The organism is Flavobacterium salilacus subsp. salilacus (assembly GCF_004634195.1).
GTDB classification, from domain to species: domain Bacteria; phylum Bacteroidota; class Bacteroidia; order Flavobacteriales; family Flavobacteriaceae; genus Flavobacterium; species Flavobacterium salilacus.
On record NZ_SKBP01000002.1, the window covers coordinates 59,569 to 79,590 of the forward strand.

Genomic DNA, 20,022 nt, shown 5'->3' on the forward strand with positions numbered 1-20,022 from the left:
GTAACAGTAGTAGTAAAATATTTTATGCTTTTAACATTAAAACAAAACCCTCTCCCCTGAAGCGGGAAAGGGTTTTTATAATTAAAAGCCTTTTATTTATGCTGTTTGTTGCCTCAGGTAAGCCATTTTTATGGCAGCTATGGCAGCCTCTGTACCTTTGTTGCCGTGTACTCCCCCGCTCCTGTCTATAGCCTGCTGTAAGTTATTATCTGTAAGCACGCAAAAAATAACAGGTACATCGGTTTGTACATTCAGGTCTTTAATACCTTGTGCCACACCTTCGCACACAAAATCAAAATGTTTGGTTTCACCCTGTATTACACTGCCTATGGCAATAACAGCGTCAACCTTTTGTGTTTGTATCATGCGTTTGCAGCCGTAAATAAGCTCAAAACTGCCCGGCACGTCCCATCGGGTTATATCGGCTTCGTTAACATCATTTTCCAATAATGCTTGCAGCGCGCCATTATAAAGCCCATAGGTAATGTTACTGTTCCATTCTGAAACAACAATCCCAAACCGAAAACCTTTCGCGCTTGGGATTGTGTTTTTATCGTATTGTGATAAATTTTTATTTGCTGTTGCCATACTATTCCTCTGTCATTGCAACATAGGCATCTATACTAACACCTTCTTGCGATGTACTGTAGTTGTCTTTAATTTCTTTGAAATGTTTATGCGCTTCCGATTTTTTATCAAGTGCCAGTGCAGCTTCTCCGGCTTTAAAAAGAAAACGCGGTGTAGTAAGCTCATTTTTACTTGCATTTGCAGCTTTCACATAATATTCAAGAGCGTCTTCGTTTTGTCCCAATTGTGCAAAAGCATCTCCTGTAGCACCTATAGCCATTGCTTTTAATACATCATCATCTGTACTGAATTCATCAAACTGTTTTACGGCTTCAAGATATTTACCTGTATTCAGGTAAGCCATTCCTGAGTAGTAATGCGCAAGGTTGGCAGCATCAGTACCCGAATAGTTTTCTATAATTCCTAAAAAGCCCAGTTTACCTTCGCCTCCGTTAAGAGCAAGGTTGTATAATGAGTCTTTTGCAGTTTGTGTATCAACAGCTTCTGCAAAGTACTGTTCTGCCTGAAACATTTCGTTGGCAGCTTCTTCTTCTTTAGGTTCAACCAAAAACTTGCTGTATAACATATAACCGATTGCTATAACTGCTATGGTACCTACCAGAGTAAAGATAATTTTTTGGTTCTTTTCAAACCATTCTTCCGTTTTTGATGCACCTTGGTCTAACGTATCAAAAACTTCAGCTGTTGTGCTGTGCCCATCAAAATCTTGTTCTGTAGGTTCCGCCTCATTTACATCTTTCGGTTTCGGAGCTTTATATCCTCTTTTGTTATAAGTTGCCATTTATATTATTTTAGTGAGCCGCAAAAATAAAATTTTTATTGAAAATTAAAATATCTTTTTGTCGTTATTTTTCGATAATTTGCACGTTCTTTAAAAAACACTCCCAATTTAGCAAGGTTCTCACAATCAGAAGCCATTTTTCAAATGTACTTAAAGAATTTATCAATACTCAATTATAAGAACATTGCCGAGTCAGATTATGAATTTGACGCTAAGATAAACTGTTTTGTCGGAAAAAACGGTGTAGGCAAAACAAATGTGCTCGATGCCATCTATCATTTGGCATACGGCAAGAGCTATTTTAACCCGTTGGCCGTACAAAACATAAGGCACGGCGAGGATTTTTTTGTAATAGACAGTGCTTTCGAAAAGGGCGACAGGACGGAAAATATAGTGTGCAGCCTGAAAAAAGGTCAAAAAAAAGTATTGAAACGCAATGGTAAGCCTTATGATAAATTTTCAGAACATATAGGGTTCATACCATTGGTAATAATATCTCCATCTGATAACGACCTTATTGTAGAGGGTAGCGAAACCCGCCGTAAGTTTATAGACAGTGTAATTTCTCAACTGGATGCTGCTTACCTGCAACAGCTCATCAATTACCAAAAAGTACTCTCGCAACGCAATGCCCTGTTAAAATATTTTGCTTTAAATCATACTTTTGATAAGGATACACTCAGTATATATAATGAACAGTTGAATGGATTGGGACAGGGGATTTTTGAAAAACGTAAAAAATTTTTAGAAAGCTTTATTCCTATTTTTAACCATCATCATGAAACCATCACAGGGCAGGCAGAAAATGTGAACTTAGTGTATCAAAGTCAACTGCACGAACAAAGCCTTGCAATATTATTAGATGAAAACCTGCAACGCGACCGCGTATTGCAATATACCGGTGTAGGCATACATAAAGATGATCTTTCATTCGAGATTGATGAGCATCCCATAAAAAAATTTGGCTCGCAGGGGCAGCAAAAATCGTTTCTTATTGCCCTAAAGCTGGCACAGTTTGAATTTATAAAAAAACAAAGCGGTATGTTGCCTATACTGCTGTTTGATGACATTTTTGATAAGCTCGACGAAACCCGCGTAGCCAAAATAGTGCAAATGATAAACGATAAAACCTTTGGACAAATATTTATAACTGATACACACCCCGAGCGTACCGAAGAAATAGTAAAAGCTACCCATCAGAGCTATAAGATTTTTAATTTTTGAGTGAGTATATTAAGATTAAATATTTATTTTTAAATAAAATTTGCAACCATGCTGTCACAACAAGTATTTGATTTCCTCGAAGACCTGAAAGAAAATAACCATCGTGATTGGTTTCAGGCACACCAAGACCGTTATGCCGATTATAAAAAAGCCTATAAAAATACCGTTGAGGCTTTTATAGCCGAAATGAGCAAAGGCGATGAGTCTTTAAAAAATCTTGAATTTAAAGATTGCTCTTTCCGTATAAACCGCGATATACGTTTTTCTAAAGATAAATCGCCGTACAAAACCAATCTGGGCATCTGGATGTCGGCAGGAAGCAAAAACACCAACTTGGGCGGCTACTATATACATATCGAAAAAGGAGCAAGTTTTATAGCCGGAGGCATTCATTATCCTGACTCGAACGACCTAAAAAAAATGCGCAGAGAAATAGCAGGGTTTTATGAAGACTTAGAAAATATAGTTGAAGATAAAAACTTTAAAAAAATATATGGCACACTGGATCGTGATGAAAATAACAGCCTGAAAACATCGCCAAAGGACTATGACAAAGACCATCCTGCTATAGAATTCTTAAAGTTAAAAAGTTTTACGGCAAGCGCAAAAATGGATGATAAGGAACTTACGGATAAAAATTTTGTAGAAAATACTTCCAAAAAACTCCTTGTATTAAAACCTTTAGTCGAATTTATAAACCGTGCGTTAACTACCGAATAAAACTTTACTTTTGCGGCATTGCAAAAATTACCTGATGGAGATACTTACACACTATCCGCTAAAAGCATATAATACATTTGGCATTAGTGCCTTTGCTAAAGAATTTATAGCGGTGCACACCACCGAAGAACTTGTCGAAGTACTTAAAGAAAACACGGGAAAAAAACTTTTTATACTGGGCGGAGGCAGCAATATGCTGCTGACACAGGATATTGATGCACTGGTTATCCATATTGATATAAAAGGTAAAAGAGTTGTAAAAGAAGAGGGCGACTATGCACATATAGAAGCTATGGCGGGCGAAAACTGGCATGAGTTTGTGTTGCATTGTATTGATAATAACTATGGCGGGCTGGAAAATCTTTCGCTGATACCCGGCAATGTAGGCACTACCCCCATCCAGAATATCGGGGCTTATGGTACAGAGATAAAAGATACTTTTGTTTCGTGCCAAGCTATGGATATTGCCACACAAGAGCTTGTAACTTTTACTAAAGAAGAATGCGAATTTGGCTATCGCGAAAGTGTTTTTAAAAACAGGCTAAAAGGCAAGTATATCATCACTTCGGTAACATTCAGGCTTACCAAAACCAATCATAAAATAAATACAGCTTACGGCGATATCACTGATAAATTAATTGATAAAGGTATAATAGTGCCCACTATTAAAGATGTGAGCAATGCCGTGATAGCCATAAGGCAAAGCAAGCTCCCCAACCCTAAAGAACTGGGTAACAGCGGCAGTTTCTTTAAAAACCCAATACTACCCAAAGTAGATTTTGAAAAAATTTATGCACAACATCCGCTAATGCCGCACTATATACTATCGGATACCGAAGTGAAAGTACCTGCCGGCTGGCTGATAGAGCAAAGCGGTTTTAAAGGAAAACGTTTTGGCGATGCCGGTGTACACACTAAGCAGGCATTGGTATTGGTTAATTATGGTACTGCCACAGGGCAGGAACTTTTAGCACTATCCAAAAACATACAGGACACTGTTTATAAAAACTTTGGTATCAACATAGATGCAGAGGTTAATATTATTTAAAAGTTTTTATAGTACAAATTAATAATTGAGCGTAAATTTGTCGTTACAATTCAAAGAGGAAAAGCCTATATGGTAACCATTATTTTTTATGTGTTTGTTGGTGTCAGTATAGTACAACTGGTGTATTACTTAGCTATATTCGGGAAATTTGCTTTTGCCAAATCTAAGCCTGCAACACCAAAAAAAATTCCAATTTCGGTAATAGTATGTGCTAAAAATGAAGCTGAAAAAGTAAAGCAGTTTGTGCCGCTGCTGGCTGCACAAAACTATCCTGATTTTGAAATTGTGTTAATTGATGACGCCTCTGCTGACGATACCCTTGACATTTTCGAAGAATTTGAAAAGCAGTACAGCAATGTAAAACTTGTAAAGGTAGAAAACAACGAAGCCTTTTGGGGTAATAAAAAATATGCCCTTACACTGGGAATAAAGGCTGCAAGCAAAGAATACCTGCTTTTTACGGATGCTGACTGCTACCCCGCCACTACCGACTGGATTACGCAAATGAGTTCGCACTTTACGCTGAACAAAACTATAGTGCTCGGCTATGGCGGTTACGAAAAAGTAAAAAACTCTTTCCTTAATAAAATTATACGGTTTGATACAATGCTTATGGCAACCCAATACTTTGCCTGGGCAAAACTGGGTAAGCCTTATACCGGCGAAGGCAGAAACCTTGCCTACAAGCGCGAAGAGTTTTTTAAAGTAAACGGGTTTATAGACCACATGAATATCCGTACGGGAGAAGATGCTTTGTTTATCAACCAGGCGGCAACACCAAAAAATACTACGGTATGTTATTCACCCGAAAGTTTTACCTATTGCGAGGCTAAAAAAACCTTTAAAGACTGGTTTGCCCAAAAACGCAGACACGATTATACCACTGCGTTTTTCAGTACTTCCGATAAATTGCAACTAAGGGTTTATACCATAACACAGGTTTTATTCTTTATACTGGCAATACTGTTACTATCACTTCAATACGACTGGAGGTTTACAGTGCCCGTTATTGCGCTGCGTTATCTTGCAAGCTGGGTAACTATTGGGTACAGTGCCGCAAAACTTAAAGAAAAAGATGTAATATACTGGTTTCCCATTATAGAAATAATTATTACCTTCACAAAGATTAATGTTTTCTTTACCAATATGTTTTCAAAACCGGTACATTGGAAATAAATTCGCAGCTTATACGAAGCAACATAGAAAAAGCCCAAAAAGGCGACCAGGTTGCCTTTACATTTCTGCTCGATTTCTTTTGGAACGAGGTGTATGGCTTTATGCTGAAACGTACCCAAAATGAAACCGATACTGAAGATATTGTTATTGAAACTTTTGCAAAAGCTTTCGACAGAATTGCAACCTACAATCCTGATTATGCCTTTAATACCTGGTTGATTGCCATTGCCAAAAATGCACATATCGATATGCTTCGTAAAAAAAAATCTTCTCTTTTTATAGATATCAACGAAGATGATGACAGGCAAGCCTATAATATTGCCGACGACTCCCTCTCGGCAGAAGATGAGCTGATACAGGAGCAAAACCTTTCCCGCCTGTTAGAATGTATCAAAAAACTGAAACCGCAGTATCAGGAAGTAATACAACTCAGGTATTTTCAAGAGCTAACTTATCAGGAAATAGCCGAGCAGTTGGGCGAACCTCTTAATAACATCAAGGTAAAACTGCTGAGAGCCAAAAAATTGCTTTCAGAAATTATCAAAAATAAAAAAGAAGACTGTTAGTCTTCCTCATGCTTTCGCAGTAACTTAATGGTATGCTTTAATGATTTTCTCCCTTTGCTCCACCCAAAGTGCCCGGGTATCACATACGCTATACGCGGATATTTCTCAAGCAGGGTTTCAATAGTATCATCCCACGCCTCAAGGTTGGCATCGCCTATATACCCCAGGCTGTTGTTTTCAACACTCTTTACCAGGCACCCGCCATACAGCACTTTATCTTTTGCAAACCATACGGTAATATTATCTTTTGTGTGCCCCTCTCCGGGATAAAATGTATCTATTTTATACCCTCCTACGGTAAAGGTGGTATCTTTTGTAAAATAATGCGCCGCCTGCTTCTCCTTATACTCGGCGCACAAATCATAGGTTGGTTTAGAGGAATAGGTTGCTATACCCCTTTTCCTGAAAAATTCTAACCCCGCCGTCCTATCGTCATGATAATGTGTGACAATGCAAAGTACCACATTTTTACTATGCCTCTTTTTAATACTGTCCAGCAGGGGCTCGAACTGTGCCTCATCCCAGGGTGTATCAATCAGCACTACCCCGTCATCTGTTACCATATATAAACTGTTGGAAGGGAAAAGGCTTCCCGAAAAGAGTTTATAAGTAGTATATATATAAATATTGCCCGACAGATGATTTATTTTCAGCTTAGAATGCTGGGCATGTACACCCGTAACCCATAACAAAAGGGATAGTAGATATTTCATCTTTATAATTTTTTCAAAAGTAAACTTTTTCACTAAATCAAAACTTTAAAAATTCATGAACATTTATGATTTTACCTACAATAAATGAATCAACTACAACGTTTTAGTAGCATATCTTTTACTAACAAACCTAAATCATCGTATTATGTCAAAAGTAAGTGTTTTCGACCAAGGATGGATTGACCTCGTTTTTGAGGGTCGTAATAAACAATATGGCGCATACCAACTACGCCAAGAACAATCAAGAACAACCATTGTAGCCCTCATTTCGGGTATTGCCCTAATTTTAGCATTAGTAAGCATTCCTGCCGCCATAAACTATTTTAACCCGCAACAAGCTGTTGCCGGCGGCGATTCAGAACCTACTATAATTGAACCAAAAATTATAGATGAAATTATTTATAAAATGCCGGAGCAGCCAAAACCAAAAGCTCCTGAGCCAAACCCTCAGCATACAGCAGCAGCCCCCGCCAGAACTCCTGAACCCACAATAAGGCTGCGACCTGTTGTGGCAGTTTCAACCCCGGTTATAGAAGAAATACCTACTACCGAGCAAGCAATAGCAACACAAACCTCATCCGTTACAAGCGAAGGCGATGGCAGTAATAATTTTTCAACAGGAGTAACAAGTCCTACAGGTATAGAAGGCGGTACAGGTACAGAAGCGAGTGGAGAAGGAACGGGTACTATAGATTCTACATTGCTTGAAGAAGCACCGGTTTTTCCCGGTGGTATGAAAAAATTTTATGAAAAAGTAGGAAGAAGTTTTAACATTCCTGAAACAGGAAACGCTACTACACTAAAAGTATATGTATCTTTTGTTGTGGAGAAAGACGGAACCATGTCTAACATACAAGTATTGCGCGATCCGGGTTATGGTGCAGGTGAAGAAGCTATACGGGTATTAAAATCGATTAAAACAAAATGGAAACCCGGCAAGATGAAAGGTAAACCGGTAAGAACATCCTACAACCTCCCGATAACCCTTAACATAAAATAACAAAAAGCTCCCAAAAGGGAGCTTTTTTTAACCCCTGTATAAAAGGTGACTTTTCGGCAAATCCATAAATAAACCTTATCTTTGCACTCTAAAGTTTTGAGTATGGAAAGCATTTTAGATACCGTAAAACCAACAGCCGTAAACGGACAATATACCCAGAAACCAAAATGGTTGAGAGTAAAGCTCCCTACCGGTAAAAAATATACTGAACTTCGTGGGCTTGTAGATAAGTATAACCTGCATACTATATGTACCTCCGGTAGTTGCCCTAACATGGGCGAATGCTGGGGCGAAGGCACGGCAACCTTTATGATACTGGGTAACGTTTGTACCCGTTCATGCGGTTTTTGCGGTGTTAAAACCGGAAGACCTGAAACCGTAGATTGGGATGAGCCTGAAAAAGTGGCACGTTCTATAAAAATCATGAATATTAAGCACGCCGTAGTTACCAGTGTAGATCGTGACGACCTTAAAGACGGTGGCTCTATCATTTGGGCAGAAACCGTTAAGGCTATCCGCAGGATGAACCCAAATACTACGCTTGAAACGCTTATTCCTGATTTTCAGGGTATCGAGAGAAATATAGACCGAATTATCGAAGTAGCTCCCGAAGTGGTTTCGCACAATATGGAAACTGTAAAAAGGCTTACCCGCGAGGTGCGCATACAGGCAAAATATGAGCGTAGCCTTGAGGTACTGCGCTACCTGAAAGATAACGGCATTAACCGTACAAAATCGGGTATAATGCTGGGGCTTGGCGAAACCGAAGAAGAAGTGATACAAACCATGCACGACCTGCGCGATGTAAAACTTGATGTACTTACCATTGGGCAATATTTACAGCCCAGTAAAAAACACCTCCCTGTTAAGGAATTTATTACACCCGATCAGTTTAAAAAATATGAAGAAATAGGGCTTGACCTTGGTTTCCGCCATGTAGAGAGCGGTGCTTTGGTACGCTCATCATACAAAGCGCAAAAACATATACTGTAATCATCTAATGAGAATACCATTAGTATATATTCCTAAAACCAGGATAAAGCTATTTTTAAATATTGATAAAAACTATAGTGCATCGCGGCAGGTTATATCTATAGGCTGTGATTGCCACCCCGCCTATTGCCTGCAAAAACTGCACATACGTCAACAAAGTTTTCCTTTTGACTGGCTCAATACAGTACCCGAAAAAGGCTTGCAATATGTGGTGGATAATATCGATACCAATTTTAGCAGGTTTACAGAGAATATAATAACTAATAAAGAAGGTAACCCGGTTGCTGCATCCTATCCTTATGCGGAGTTTATCCATGAAAGAGAACTGAATACCGATAAAGAGGCGCAACACAAAATGAAACGAAGGGGAGAACGGTTTATAAAAGCCTTACATCATGAGCCTGTCGATTTGTTATTTAACTTCCCTGCCTCGGAGATAAAAAGTGAAGAGTCAGTAAATTCAGTGGTTGCATCAGCACAAAATTTAAGTTCAAAAATTAAGGATTCCGACCGTATTTGTATTTATATACGATATGACGAAAACACAGATGAAAATGCTGTTTTAGCCAATAACCTCATTCAAAATTTAAAGAAAGTAAAGAAAATTACAGTAGCTAAATACTGTCGTAATTTAAGTAAGCAAGGTATATGGGGTAATCCTGCCGAATATCCTGCATTACTAAAATCATTAAACATTAAAATTGCTGTAAAATTTCCAAAAATATACATCCGTTAACGAATGAAAACAAAAATAGCCATTAATGGTTTCGGTCGTATAGGACGTAACCTTTTCAGACTCTTACTTAACCACCCTACTATAGAAGTTGCTGTTATTAACGACATTGCCGATGCTCCCACTATGGCACACCTGATAAAGTATGACAGCATACATGGTGTACTCCCCTTCGAGGTTTCCCATACCGAGAGCAGTATTATAATAGCCGGTAAAAGTTTTCCTTACACGAGGACTAAAAATATAGCTGATATTAACTGGAGTGAATTTGATGTTGATGTCGTAATTGAAGCTACAGGAAAGTTTAAAACCTATAAAGACGCTGAAAAACATATTGCTGCCGGAGCTAAAAGGGTTATCCTTTCTGCGCCGCCCGAAGACGACCGGATAAAAACCGTTGTATTGGGGGTAAATGAGGATATACTGGACGGTAGCGAAACCATAATATCTAACGCGAGTTGTACTACTAACAATGCCGCGCCAATGATGAAAATTATTAACGAACTGTGCGGTATAGAACAGGCATACATTACTACGGTACACTCCTACACTACCGACCAAAGCCTGCACGACCAACCGCACAAAGACCTGCGCAGGGCGCGCGGTGCATCACAATCCATAGTGCCTACCACAACAGGAGCAGCTAAGGCATTAACTAAAATATTTCCGGAGTTTAACGGTAAAATTGGTGGTGGCGGTATTCGTGTTCCTGTACCTGATGGTTCGCTTACCGATATTACCTGCTATGTAAAGCGCGAAGTTTCTATTGAGGAAATTAATAGTGCGTTTAAAAAAGCTGCCAATAATGAACTGAAAGGCATATTGGCTTATACGGAAGACCCCATAGTATCGGTAGATATAATAGGGAATACCAATTCCTGCCTGTTTGACTCATTATTAACTTCGGTTATCGACAAAATGGTAAAAGTTGTAGGCTGGTATGATAACGAAATTGGCTACTCATCCCGAATAATAGACTTGATAACCTATATTGAGAAAAATAACAGTTCCGGTAAAAAACAGGAAGAAATTGCAACTATTGATTAAGCAGTTGTTATAAATTCTTTAATCAGCAGGCGTACTTTGGGCTCTGCTTTTTGGGCAGCCTGTAATACTTCCTGATGGTTTACGTTTTCAATGGCCTCTTCGTTACCCATATCGGTAATAACCGAAACACCAAGGCATTGCATATCCATGTGGCGCGCTACGATAACTTCGGGTACGGTTGACATCCCTACACAGTCGCCCCCCATAGCTTTTACCATTCGATATTCGGATAACGTTTCAAACGTAGGACCTTGCAAACTAAGGTACACCCCGTCTTTAACCTCAATATCAAGTCGGTTGGCTATGGCTTTGGCTTTAGCTATCATATCGCGGCTGTATGGTTCGCTCATATTTACAAATCGAGGACCAAAACGCTCATCGTTCTTACCTCGCAGCGGATGTTCGGGCATCATATTGATATGGTCGTACAGCAATACAATATCGCCTACTTTATAGGAGGGGTTCACTCCGCCCGAAGCATTGGACACTATCAATTTATCAACACCCAGATGTTTCATTACCTTTATCGGGAATGTAACTTCTTGCATACTGTACCCTTCGTAATAATGAAAACGTCCTTGCATGGCTACTACCTTTTTAGTGCCAACAGTACCAAACAGCAATGCCCCTTTATGCCCTGCTACCGTAGAAACGGGAAAATTGGGTATGTCGCCATATGGCAAAGAAAACTCCACATTTATATCATTGGCAAAACCGCCCAGCCCAGATCCAAGTATTACGCCATATTCCGGTTTAAAGCCTGTTTTGTTGTTTATAAAATCAACCGTTTGTTGTACCTTTTCCCACATAGTCTAAAATAGTTTTATCAAATTCATTGCCTTCGCTTATAAAAGTACTTTTTATAGGCAAGTAAAACAACCTGTCGTCAGGCAGTTTACCGGCAAGGCGCATGTAATCTTTCTCGGTAGTTATAATAAGTTTATTTCTTGAAATGGTTTCCAATTCCTTTAGTTCCTTTTCGGTAAAATAATGATGATCCGGATAGGTAAGACAAACATCGTTGTCCTGTTTTAAATAATCGAAAAAGGGCTGTGGTTTGGCTATACCTGCCACAATAATTTTGGGTTGTGCTTTAATGCTCTCTATACTCATTTGTGTAGTAGTATTATACACCCTATCATCATAAGCGATATAAGAAAAATATACTTTTTGTCCCGACTTGGGGTTTAGCTTTTTGATTATCCGTTGTCGCTCCTCTACAGAAAGGTCGCGGGGACATTTCGTAACTATAATGCTATCGGCACGATTCGCCCCGCTCCTGCCCTCTCGCAAATTACCTGCGGGCAGTACATAATCATTGGCATAGAGGTCGCCATAAGCGGTAAGCACTATATAAAATCCTGCTTTTACACGGCGATGCTGATAGGCATCATCAAGGAGTATTACCTGAGGCTTTGGCAATAATTCCAGCAGCTTTTCAATACCGTTTTTCCTGTCGGCATCAACGGCAACGGTTATGTGAGGAAATTTTTTATAAAACTGATAGGGCTCATCACCCAGTATTTCAGCATCGGCAGTTGCATCTGCCAATACATAGCCTTCCGATTTTCGTTTGTACCCCCTGCTTAATGTAGCTACTTTATATGTATCGCTTAAAAGGCGAATAAGATACTCTGTTTGGGGCGACTTACCCGTACCCCCGGTACTAAGGTTACCAATAACTATTACCGGAACATTAAATGTATAGGATTTAAAAATTCCTGTATCATAAAATAAATTCCTGAGGCTCACTATGAATAGGTATAATAAGCTAAACGGTAATAGTAACAGCCGAAATATCTTCATAAATACAAATGTACTGCTTAGTTATATATCATAATATAACGTAATAAAAAAAAGTGTCCCTTACAGGACACTTTTTTAAAGATATGAATATAAATAAATTATTCTCTTGTGTACACAGTTACATAATTAAATGTCTGCCCTTCAAATGTTTCAGAAACAGTTATTTTTAGCGTAGAACCTGAAAGCGTAGCGATGTTTTCTGTTACTGCATCAGTACCTGTACCAATAGTAAGGGTATTACCATTCCTGGTCCATGTAGAAGTCTCAGTATCAAATTCACAATCACTATTAAAGAAGTCAACGTCTCTAAATACGCCTCCTTCTACAAACTCGATATAATCTTTCTCACAACCAGCTTCATGATCATCATAATCGCTAAGATCTTCTTGTCCAACAGCCGAAAAACCTTCTTCAGAGTAATACCATTTTCCTTCAATAGAGGCACTTCCTCCATCGTCATCGCTGCTACAAGAAGTAATTGTTAAACCTGCAAATGCAATCGCAGCAAGTAAAAATACTTTTTTCATAAATGTTTATGTTAATGTTAAGTTTGGAGCAAACATAAGTTATTATTTTTAAAAATCTAAATAAATCTCACAAACAATAATCATCATTATGTATCTTTTTATTAGATACAGGTTAAATTTTGGGCAATGATAGTGTAATAGCTATATTTGATTTAAATTCTACTTCATGAAAATTAAAGACATACTCGATATACTGGAAGAAATGGCTCCGCTTGCCTACGCGGAAGATTTTGACAACGTAGGATTACTAACCGGAAACCCTGACGATAATGCTAAGGGAATATTGGTATGCCATGATGCTTTGGAAAATGTTATTGACGAGGCGATTGCCAAAAATTGCAATATGGTAGTGTGCTTTCACCCCATAGTATTTTCAGGGTTAAAAAAAATAACAGGTGCAACCTACGTAGAGCGCGCTGTGCTGAAAGCTATTAAAAATGATATAGCCCTATATGCCGTGCATACAGCACTGGACAATCATAAACACGGTGTAAATAAAATATTTTGTGATGCTTTAGGGCTAATTAATACTAAAACACTTGTACCTAAGGAGGGTTTTATTCGAAAGTTGGTTACGTTTACCACCCCTGAAAATGCCGAAAAACTGCGTAATGCCCTTTTTGATGCCGGAGCGGGAAACATTGGCAATTATGAAAATTGCAGCTACAGCTCTCAAGGGATGGGAACGTACCAGGGAACTGCCGAAAGCAACCCAAGCATAGGCGAACCGGGCGAATTTGTAGAAGCGCGCGAAATAAAAATAGAAGTTACTTTTGAAAAGTATCTTGAAAGTAAAATTCTTAAAGCATTATTCAGCAACCATATATATGAGGAGGTGGCTTATGAGGTATATAGCCTCGAAAACCGCCACCAGAATATCGGTTTGGGTATGGTAGGAGAGCTGGAATCCGAGATGGATGCGAGAGAGTTTTTACTGTTTGTAAAAGAAAAAATGCAGGCAGGGGGCATCCGGCATAGTGCATTTACAGGAAAACCAATAAAAAAAGTAGCAGTATTAGGCGGATCGGGCAGCTTTGCCATAAAAAATGCAATAGCAGCAGGCGCAGACGCTTACCTGACTGCCGACCTAAAATATCATAACTTTTATGAGGCAGAAAACAAACTACTGCTTGCCGATATAGGGCACTTTGAAAGCGAACGCTACACAAAAAATTATATAGTTGATTATCTTACGAAAAAAATCGTTAATTTTGCAATCATTTTATCACAAGAAAATACAAATCCAGTTAAGTACTTATAAATATGGCGAATACCAAGGAGTTAAGTGTTGAAGACAAGCTAAGAGCACTTTATGATTTACAGTTAATTGATTCAAGAATAGACGAGATAAGAAATGTGAGAGGTGAACTTCCACTTGAAGTGGACGATTTGGAAGATGAAGTAGCAGGACTTACCACAAGGCTTGAAAAACTGAAAACCGACCTTGAATCTATCGAAAATCAGATTAAAGAAAAGAAAAACGCTATTGATGAGCACAAAGCAGCTATAAAAAAATATACTGAGCAGCAAAAAAATGTGCGCAATAACCGTGAGTTTAATTCGCTGACTAAAGAAATTGAATTTCAGGAACTTGAAATTCAGCTTGCCGAAAAGCACATTAAAGAGATGAAAGCCAGTATAGAGCACAAAAAAGAAGTAATTGAACAATCTTCTGAAAGGCTTGATGCTAAAAGAACTCACTTACAGCATAAAAAATCAGAATTGGATGCAATTATGGCTGAAACTGAGAAAGAAGAAAATTTCCTTATTGAAAAATCAACTGAGTATGAAGCGGCTATCGAACCAAGGCTTATTGCTGCATACAAAAGAATAAGAGGCAGCGTAAGAAACGGTCTTGCAGTAGTATCTATCGAAAGAGGCGCTTCGGCAGGTTCATTCTTTACTATACCGCCACAAACCCAAATGGAGATAGCTTCGCGCAAAAAAATCATTACCGATGAACACAGCGGAAGAATATTGGTAGATAGTGCACTGGCTGATGAAGAAAAAGAAAAAATGGAGCAATTATTTGCTAAAATGTAATATCTGAAAGCCTCCGCCACAACGGAGGCTTTTTTACTACTATGCAGAAAGTATTTACCTATCTTCTTACCAAACTAATAGGACTGTATATTAATATTATAAGCTACATCTCGCCTGATAAGGCAAGAAAACTTGCTTATAAATTTTTTAGTGAGCCACGCGAAGGACGACTCACGACAGAATTACTGCCAAAAATATTGCAGGAAGCCGAAGCCGAAATGGTAACCCATAACGAATATGTTTTCCAAATGTACACTTGGTTGGGCGGGAGTAAAAAAATATTGCTCGTACATGGTTGGGAAAGCAACTCGTCCCGCTGGGAGCAGTTTATACCCTACCTGCAAAAAGAAAATTATACCATTGTGGCACTTGATGCTCCGGCACACGGGCTTTCGTCAGGAAAAGAATTTAACATACCCCGCTATGCAGAGTTTATCAATATAATTATAAATAAAATTCAGCCTGCCTATATGGTGGGACACTCTGTGGGCGGAGCCACTGCCATATACTACCAATGGCGTTACCAAAGCAATTTTATTAAAAAAATGGTAGTACTGGGCGCACCAAGCGACCTTAATACCTTGCTTGCAAATTACAGGGGCTTACTAAGCCTTAACAACAATGTGTCCTTATTGCTCGAAAAGCATTTTATAGAGCATTTCAAAATAAAACCTCAAGAGTTTTCAGGAAGCCTGTTTGCTTCTGCCATAACGATTCCGGGACTGCTTGCGCATGATACCGAAGATGAGGTAGTTGATTTTACCGAAGGTGAAAAAATTGCACAAGCATGGCAAAGTGCAGAGTTTATTGTAACTCAAGGGCTCAAACACAGTATGCACGATGAGGGTTTATATCATAAAATCTGTGCATTTTTAAGCGAAGAATAGTTTTTGCATCATAACAAAGCATTAAGAATACAGCTTAAATTTTTTCTGTAATTTTACGGGAAAATAAATATTCAATGCCATCAGACTGTATAAGCTATCAAAGTTCAGGATATTTTACGCCTCTAATTGTAGATTACCTTAACCAAAAGGAAAACCTGAAACCGCTATACCACCGTTTCCCTACACTCGAAAATTTTAAAAATCAGCTTGAAGAAAAACAGCAAAGTTATCCTGCTTCCTTTCGCAGTGTATTGGTAAATGTGCTGTTGGAGCAATATAAAAACAGTGAAACCTCTGCGGTTACACTGCAAAACATACAACTGCTTACCGAAGATACTACCTTTACTATTACCACAGGGCATCAGTTAAACCTGTTTACAGGGCCATTATATTTTTTATATAAAATAGTTTCGACCATAAACCTTAGCCGTGAATTAAAATCGGCATATCCCAATCATAATTTTGTGCCTGTATATTGGATGGCTACCGAAGATCATGATTTTGAAGAGATTAACTACTTTAACTTTCACAGCAAAAAAATAAAATGGCACTCCGAAAGCGCCGGCCCTGTTGGCAGGCTTTCAACCAAAGGGCTGGATACCGTATTGGATGTTTTCAGCAAAGAACTTGGCGCAGGTAATACTGCCGAAACATTAAAATCACTTTTTAAAACAGCATATCTCAATCATGATAATTTAGCCGATGCTACCCGTTACCTTGCCAATGAGTTATTTGGCAAAGAAGGGCTGGTAATTATAGATGCTGATAATGCCGATTTAAAAAAACTGTTTGTCCCTCATATAAAAAAGGAGTTATTGCACCAAACATCGCACAGCAAAGTAGCGGAAACGACGGAGAAACTTAGCGAATATAACATTCAGGTAAACCCAAGAGAGATAAACTTGTTTTATATAGAAAATAACCTTCGGGAACGTATTATTTTACAGGATGGTATATACTATATCAATAATACCGACTTACAGTTTACCGAAAGTGAAATGCTGGAAGTATTGGAAAAATATCCTGAAAAATTTAGCCCGAACGTAATTATGCGTCCGTTATACCAAGAGGTTATATTACCTAACCTTTGCTATATTGGCGGGGGTGGCGAACTTGCTTATTGGCTGGAACTTAAAACTTTTTTCGAGGCTTCGGCTATCCCTTTTCCTATATTATTGTTGCGTAACTCTGTACTACTTGCTACACAAAAGCAAGCGGACAAACTGGATAAGCTTAACCTTAGTTGGGCAGACGTGTTTATGAAACAACAGAAGCTCATGAACAATAAAATTCAGCACTTTTCGAAGTTTCAACTGGACTTTACGGAGCAAAAAGAATTTTTAAAGCAGCAGTTTAAAAAACTGAACGAAATAGCCTCAAAAACTGATACCACATTTGCAGGGGCGGTAAAAGCACAGGAAGCCAAGCAACTAAAGGGGCTTGATAACCTTGAAAAACGATTGCTGAAAGCGGAAAAACGCAATCATGCTAATGCGTTGGGACGTATTGCTGCCATACAAAACGAGCTTTTCCCATCGCAAAGCTTGCAGGAACGAAAAGCAAATTTTGCCGAATTTTACCTTGATTATGATAAGCAATTAATTGATAAATTATTACAACAGTTAAAGCCTCTTGAACAGGAGTTTTCGATAATTGTGCTTTAAATTGGCTTGCATTAAAAAAATGGAAACATTAATAATTATTTAAAATTATTAATTATAAAACCACTATTTTTGCACCAAATTTAAACAAACTATGGCAACAAACAGAACTTTTACAATGATTAAGCCGGATGCTGTTGAAAAAGGACACATCGGTGGTATTTTATCAATGATAACAGAAGCGGGTTTCAGAATTGTATCGCTAAAACTTACACAACTTACAGTAGCTGATGCAAAAGCATTTTATGCTGTACACAGCGAAAGACCTTTTTATGGTGAGCTTGTAGAATTTATGTCGAGAGGTCCTATAGTAGCTGCTATCCTTGAGAAAGATAATGCTGTTGAGGATTTCAGAGCACTAATAGGTGCTACTAATCCGGAGAATGCTGCAGAAGGTACTATCCGTAAAAAATATGCTACCTCTATGGGCGAAAATGCTGTTCACGGTTCTGACAGCGATGAGAACGCTGCTATCGAAAGTGCATTCCATTTTGCAGGCAGAGAGCAATTCTAATAAATAGAATATCTTTTATATAAAAAATGCCGCTTGTACAGCGGCATTTTTATTTTATCGTAATATAACCTCTTTTACTACTTCTCGACCAAGTTCTTCATTAATCATCTTTACAATTTTTTCCTTACCATAGCTCAGCTCCTCTCGCAGCACCGCCGAAGTAAGAGCAACATACAGCGTACTGTTTTTCAGCATAATTTCGCTGGTGTAATTGTTCACTCCATTTCCCATAAGGTTTTTCCAGGCATCACGTACATTTATTTTATCAATACCTGACTGTAATTTATTCGCCTGAATAAATTCTTTCAGCACATCGCTTATAGCGTTATTATCGTTCAGTCGTTTTGCCATTATTTTATACTAAAGGGTTCTGGTTTTTTATAATGATATTCTATATTTTGCTCATTTTTCAATACAAGATGCTCTTCATCAATATCAAGTATCTGCTCTTTCCATTCAGAAAAATCAGTGGTGTAGCTGATATACGTTTTATCATCTTCCTTGATTATTGTTATATCTTCCGAAGTATCATTTACACGATACGTACCGTCAAACTGTGGCATTACCTTTTTACGAATTCCTTTATTATCTTTTACTTCAAAATAATCAATTATAGGATTCACTTTATATTCTTTTTCCGTACCGTCGGGCATTAGGGCCGTTTCTATTTCCCAGTATCCGTTTAAATGAACTATATCTTTATCTGCAATAGTTTTGCCACACGAAACAATTATAACAGCCAATAAAAGTAAAATACATTGCTTCATCCCCTTGATTTTTTTAGTACCCACAAATTTACTTAAAATAAAATACCTAAAAATTAAAAACATAATGAATATCAATTAAACTATTTAATACATTTATTGTCATATAACTAAAATAGATATGAAAAATATTTTATTACTGCTGAGCGTGTTTTTTATACTGTCCTGCAATTCTGATGATAACAATACTCCTGCTGTGGAAGGAGAAACGGAAGAAATGTATTTTCCGGATAATAATACGGATGTTTGGGAAACAAAATCACTTACCGAGCTTGGATGGGACGAGAGTGCCAAAAATGAATTGTTTACTTTTTTGGAAACAAAAAACAGTAAATCGTTTATGGTACTGGTAAACGGGCGTATAGTAATAGAAGAATATTTTAATGGGCATACGGCTACTACCCCTTGGTATTGGGCAAGTGCCGGTAAAACGCTTACCACTGCCCTAACAGGTATAGCCGAGCAGGAGAACTACTTGGATATTGATAATAAAGTAAGCGATTATTTGGGTACAGGATGGACAAGTGCATCTCTTGAAAAAGAAAACCTTATAACATGCAAACATTTACTTACCATGACATCGGGACTTGATGACAGCTTGGGAGATGATGTATCACCCGCTAACTTGCAATATATAGCCGATGCAGGCACACGGTGGGCATACCACAATGTATATGTAAAACTGCAAGATGTTGTTGCTGAAGCTACCGGGCAAAGCTGGAGCAACTATTTTGACAGTAAGCTAAAAAACCCAACAGGAATGACAGGCGCATGGATACAAACGGGCGACCTTAGCGTGTACTGGAGTACTACAAGAAGTATGGCACGTTTTGGGTTACTCGCCCTCAATAATGGTAAATGGAAAGAGAACCAAATAATAAACAGCAACTATTTTGCAAATGCTGTTACACCTTCGCAAAATATTAATAAAGGATACGGTTACTTGTGGTGGATAAACGGGGAACAAAGCTACCACCTGCCCCAATCGCAATTTGAATTTTCGGGTAGCATTATCCCTGACGGTTCTGATGATATGTATATGGCTTTGGGTAAAAACGACCAAAAGATTTATGTAATCCCCTCTAAGAAAATGGTTATTATCCGCATGGGCGAAGCTGCTGATGGAGAAAACTTTGCGCTATCAGGATTCGATAATGACCTATGGGTAAAAATAAATGCGATGATAAATTAAAACCAAGTCTTTTTTATCATCGCAGGATTATATTTATCA

General features: G+C 38.3%; 23 protein-coding genes. 15 read left to right on the forward strand and 8 right to left on the reverse strand.

Annotation, left to right across the window (positions count from 1 at the left end):
* Positions 1-96: 96 nt before the first annotated feature.
* Both ribH and E0W68_RS03340 read right to left on the reverse strand, forming a co-directional pair.
* The gene (gene ribH, locus E0W68_RS03335; RefSeq protein WP_135217998.1) at positions 97-588 is read right to left on the reverse strand and encodes a 6,7-dimethyl-8-ribityllumazine synthase; all 492 of its coding nucleotides are present in this window, start codon (positions 586-588) and stop codon (positions 97-99) included.
* A gap of 1 nt (position 589) precedes the next feature.
* Positions 590-1,369: a tetratricopeptide repeat protein gene (locus tag E0W68_RS03340; protein ID WP_135217999.1), complete on the reverse strand. Its 780-nt coding sequence runs from the start codon at positions 1,367-1,369 to the stop codon at positions 590-592.
* Between the two features lie 144 nt (positions 1,370-1,513).
* Here E0W68_RS03340 and recF point away from each other — a divergent pair, with 144 nt between their 5' ends.
* The 5 genes from recF to E0W68_RS03365 all read left to right on the forward strand — a co-directional run bounded on the left by recF (position 1,514) and on the right by E0W68_RS03365 (position 6,103).
* The gene (recF, locus tag E0W68_RS03345; RefSeq protein ID WP_135218000.1) at positions 1,514-2,593 is read left to right on the forward strand and encodes a DNA replication/repair protein RecF; all 1,080 of its coding nucleotides are present in this window, start codon (positions 1,514-1,516) and stop codon (positions 2,591-2,593) included.
* Positions 2,594-2,641: 48 nt separating this feature from the next.
* Entirely contained in the window at positions 2,642-3,313 is a 672-nt protein-coding gene (locus tag E0W68_RS03350) for a DUF2461 domain-containing protein (RefSeq protein WP_135218001.1), read from the forward strand.
* Between the two features lie 34 nt (positions 3,314-3,347).
* Positions 3,348-4,361, forward strand: coding sequence for a UDP-N-acetylmuramate dehydrogenase (gene murB, locus E0W68_RS03355; protein WP_135218002.1), 1,014 nt, complete (start codon positions 3,348-3,350; stop codon positions 4,359-4,361).
* Between the two features lie 69 nt (positions 4,362-4,430).
* Positions 4,431-5,537 carry a glycosyltransferase gene (locus tag E0W68_RS03360; RefSeq protein WP_135218003.1) on the forward strand — a complete coding sequence of 369 codons (1,107 nt, stop codon included), beginning with the start codon at positions 4,431-4,433 and terminating at the stop codon, positions 5,535-5,537.
* Entirely contained in the window at positions 5,528-6,103 is a 576-nt protein-coding gene (locus E0W68_RS03365) for an RNA polymerase sigma factor (protein WP_135218004.1), read from the forward strand. Before E0W68_RS03360 ends, E0W68_RS03365 begins: the two co-directional genes overlap by 10 nt.
* On the opposite strand, the gene bla is transcribed toward E0W68_RS03365, so the two are convergent.
* Positions 6,100-6,816 (reverse strand): BlaB/IND/MUS family subclass B1 metallo-beta-lactamase, encoded by a 717-nt coding sequence (bla, locus tag E0W68_RS03370; protein ID WP_135218005.1) that lies wholly within the window; start codon positions 6,814-6,816, stop codon positions 6,100-6,102. The two genes, E0W68_RS03365 and bla, sit on opposite strands and share 4 nt — an antisense overlap.
* A gap of 145 nt (positions 6,817-6,961) precedes the next feature.
* On the opposite strand from bla, the gene E0W68_RS03375 reads away from it, so the two are divergent.
* The 4 genes from E0W68_RS03375 to gap all read left to right on the forward strand — a co-directional run bounded on the left by E0W68_RS03375 (position 6,962) and on the right by gap (position 10,589).
* Positions 6,962-7,816: an energy transducer TonB gene (locus tag E0W68_RS03375; protein ID WP_135218006.1), complete on the forward strand. Its 855-nt coding sequence runs from the start codon at positions 6,962-6,964 to the stop codon at positions 7,814-7,816.
* 102 nt (positions 7,817-7,918) lie between these two features.
* Complete coding sequence (gene lipA / locus E0W68_RS03380; RefSeq protein WP_135218007.1) at positions 7,919-8,809, forward strand: lipoyl synthase; 891 nt, start codon at positions 7,919-7,921, stop codon at positions 8,807-8,809.
* A gap of 7 nt (positions 8,810-8,816) precedes the next feature.
* Positions 8,817-9,545 (forward strand): DUF1796 family putative cysteine peptidase, encoded by a 729-nt coding sequence (locus tag E0W68_RS03385; RefSeq protein WP_135218008.1) that lies wholly within the window; start codon positions 8,817-8,819, stop codon positions 9,543-9,545.
* A 3-nt stretch (positions 9,546-9,548) separates the two neighbouring features.
* Positions 9,549-10,589, forward strand: coding sequence for a type I glyceraldehyde-3-phosphate dehydrogenase (gap, locus tag E0W68_RS03390; protein WP_135218009.1), 1,041 nt, complete (start codon positions 9,549-9,551; stop codon positions 10,587-10,589).
* Here gap and E0W68_RS03395 read toward each other — a convergent pair.
* The 3 genes from E0W68_RS03395 to E0W68_RS03405 form a co-directional block, all read right to left on the reverse strand.
* Positions 10,586-11,398, reverse strand: a complete 813-nt coding sequence (locus E0W68_RS03395) for a purine-nucleoside phosphorylase (RefSeq protein ID WP_135218010.1) — start codon at positions 11,396-11,398, stop codon at positions 10,586-10,588. The genes gap and E0W68_RS03395 overlap by 4 nt on opposite strands.
* Entirely contained in the window at positions 11,370-12,395 is a 1,026-nt protein-coding gene (gene lpxK, locus E0W68_RS03400) for a tetraacyldisaccharide 4'-kinase (protein WP_135218011.1), read from the reverse strand. The genes E0W68_RS03395 and lpxK overlap by 29 nt, the downstream gene beginning before the upstream one ends.
* Positions 12,396-12,493: 98 nt before the next feature.
* Entirely contained in the window at positions 12,494-12,922 is a 429-nt protein-coding gene (locus E0W68_RS03405; protein WP_135218012.1) for a lipocalin family protein, read from the reverse strand.
* A 166-nt stretch (positions 12,923-13,088) separates the two neighbouring features.
* On the opposite strand from E0W68_RS03405, the gene E0W68_RS03410 reads away from it, so the two are divergent.
* From E0W68_RS03410 to E0W68_RS03430, 5 genes are all read left to right on the forward strand, one after another.
* Entirely contained in the window at positions 13,089-14,183 is a 1,095-nt protein-coding gene (locus E0W68_RS03410; protein ID WP_135218013.1) for a Nif3-like dinuclear metal center hexameric protein, read from the forward strand.
* Positions 14,184-14,185: 2 nt separating this feature from the next.
* The gene (locus tag E0W68_RS03415; RefSeq protein ID WP_135218014.1) at positions 14,186-14,965 is read left to right on the forward strand and encodes a zinc ribbon domain-containing protein; all 780 of its coding nucleotides are present in this window, start codon (positions 14,186-14,188) and stop codon (positions 14,963-14,965) included.
* A gap of 41 nt (positions 14,966-15,006) precedes the next feature.
* The gene (locus E0W68_RS03420) at positions 15,007-15,852 is read left to right on the forward strand and encodes an alpha/beta hydrolase (protein WP_135218015.1); all 846 of its coding nucleotides are present in this window, start codon (positions 15,007-15,009) and stop codon (positions 15,850-15,852) included.
* A gap of 74 nt (positions 15,853-15,926) precedes the next feature.
* Positions 15,927-17,516, forward strand: coding sequence for a bacillithiol biosynthesis cysteine-adding enzyme BshC (gene bshC / locus E0W68_RS03425; protein WP_135218016.1), 1,590 nt, complete (start codon positions 15,927-15,929; stop codon positions 17,514-17,516).
* A gap of 91 nt (positions 17,517-17,607) precedes the next feature.
* Positions 17,608-18,027, forward strand: a complete 420-nt coding sequence (locus E0W68_RS03430; protein ID WP_135218017.1) for a nucleoside-diphosphate kinase — start codon at positions 17,608-17,610, stop codon at positions 18,025-18,027.
* A gap of 54 nt (positions 18,028-18,081) precedes the next feature.
* On the opposite strand, the gene E0W68_RS03435 is transcribed toward E0W68_RS03430, so the two are convergent.
* Together E0W68_RS03435 and E0W68_RS03440 are read right to left on the reverse strand one after the other, a co-directional pair.
* Complete coding sequence (locus tag E0W68_RS03435) at positions 18,082-18,378, reverse strand: DUF721 domain-containing protein (protein ID WP_135218018.1); 297 nt, start codon at positions 18,376-18,378, stop codon at positions 18,082-18,084.
* Complete coding sequence (locus E0W68_RS03440; RefSeq protein WP_135218019.1) at positions 18,378-18,794, reverse strand: hypothetical protein; 417 nt, start codon at positions 18,792-18,794, stop codon at positions 18,378-18,380. Before E0W68_RS03440 ends, E0W68_RS03435 begins: the two co-directional genes overlap by 1 nt.
* Positions 18,795-18,912: 118 nt before the next feature.
* On the opposite strand from E0W68_RS03440, the gene E0W68_RS03445 reads away from it, so the two are divergent.
* On the forward strand, positions 18,913-19,983 hold the full coding sequence (locus E0W68_RS03445) for a serine hydrolase domain-containing protein (protein ID WP_135218020.1): 1,071 nt from the start codon (positions 18,913-18,915) through the stop codon (positions 19,981-19,983).
* The last annotated feature ends 39 nt before the right edge of the window (positions 19,984-20,022 follow it).

Coding starts and splice junctions, on each gene's coding strand:
- E0W68_RS03415 (WP_135218014.1), top strand. CDS start 14,186: ATGGCGAATACCAAGGAGTTAAGTGTTGAAGACAAGCTAAGAGCACTT.
- E0W68_RS03375 (WP_135218006.1), top strand. CDS start 6,962: ATGTCAAAAGTAAGTGTTTTCGACCAAGGATGGATTGACCTCGTTTTT.
- gap (WP_135218009.1), top strand. CDS start 9,549: ATGAAAACAAAAATAGCCATTAATGGTTTCGGTCGTATAGGACGTAAC.
- E0W68_RS03395 (WP_135218010.1), bottom strand. CDS start 11,398: ATGTGGGAAAAGGTACAACAAACGGTTGATTTTATAAACAACAAAACA.
- E0W68_RS03385 (WP_135218008.1), top strand. CDS start 8,817: ATGAGAATACCATTAGTATATATTCCTAAAACCAGGATAAAGCTATTT.
- E0W68_RS03440 (WP_135218019.1), bottom strand. CDS start 18,794: ATGAAGCAATGTATTTTACTTTTATTGGCTGTTATAATTGTTTCGTGT.
- ribH (WP_135217998.1), bottom strand. CDS start 588: ATGGCAACAGCAAATAAAAATTTATCACAATACGATAAAAACACAATC.
- E0W68_RS03360 (WP_135218003.1), top strand. CDS start 4,431: ATGGTAACCATTATTTTTTATGTGTTTGTTGGTGTCAGTATAGTACAA.
- E0W68_RS03410 (WP_135218013.1), top strand. CDS start 13,089: ATGAAAATTAAAGACATACTCGATATACTGGAAGAAATGGCTCCGCTT.
- bshC (WP_135218016.1), top strand. CDS start 15,927: ATGCCATCAGACTGTATAAGCTATCAAAGTTCAGGATATTTTACGCCT.
- E0W68_RS03420 (WP_135218015.1), top strand. CDS start 15,007: ATGCAGAAAGTATTTACCTATCTTCTTACCAAACTAATAGGACTGTAT.
- E0W68_RS03445 (WP_135218020.1), top strand. CDS start 18,913: ATGAAAAATATTTTATTACTGCTGAGCGTGTTTTTTATACTGTCCTGC.
- lipA (WP_135218007.1), top strand. CDS start 7,919: ATGGAAAGCATTTTAGATACCGTAAAACCAACAGCCGTAAACGGACAA.
- murB (WP_135218002.1), top strand. CDS start 3,348: ATGGAGATACTTACACACTATCCGCTAAAAGCATATAATACATTTGGC.
- recF (WP_135218000.1), top strand. CDS start 1,514: ATGTACTTAAAGAATTTATCAATACTCAATTATAAGAACATTGCCGAG.
- E0W68_RS03350 (WP_135218001.1), top strand. CDS start 2,642: ATGCTGTCACAACAAGTATTTGATTTCCTCGAAGACCTGAAAGAAAAT.
- E0W68_RS03340 (WP_135217999.1), bottom strand. CDS start 1,369: ATGGCAACTTATAACAAAAGAGGATATAAAGCTCCGAAACCGAAAGAT.
- E0W68_RS03430 (WP_135218017.1), top strand. CDS start 17,608: ATGGCAACAAACAGAACTTTTACAATGATTAAGCCGGATGCTGTTGAA.
- E0W68_RS03435 (WP_135218018.1), bottom strand. CDS start 18,378: ATGGCAAAACGACTGAACGATAATAACGCTATAAGCGATGTGCTGAAA.
- lpxK (WP_135218011.1), bottom strand. CDS start 12,395: ATGAAGATATTTCGGCTGTTACTATTACCGTTTAGCTTATTATACCTA.
- bla (WP_135218005.1), bottom strand. CDS start 6,816: ATGAAATATCTACTATCCCTTTTGTTATGGGTTACGGGTGTACATGCC.
- E0W68_RS03405 (WP_135218012.1), bottom strand. CDS start 12,922: ATGAAAAAAGTATTTTTACTTGCTGCGATTGCATTTGCAGGTTTAACA.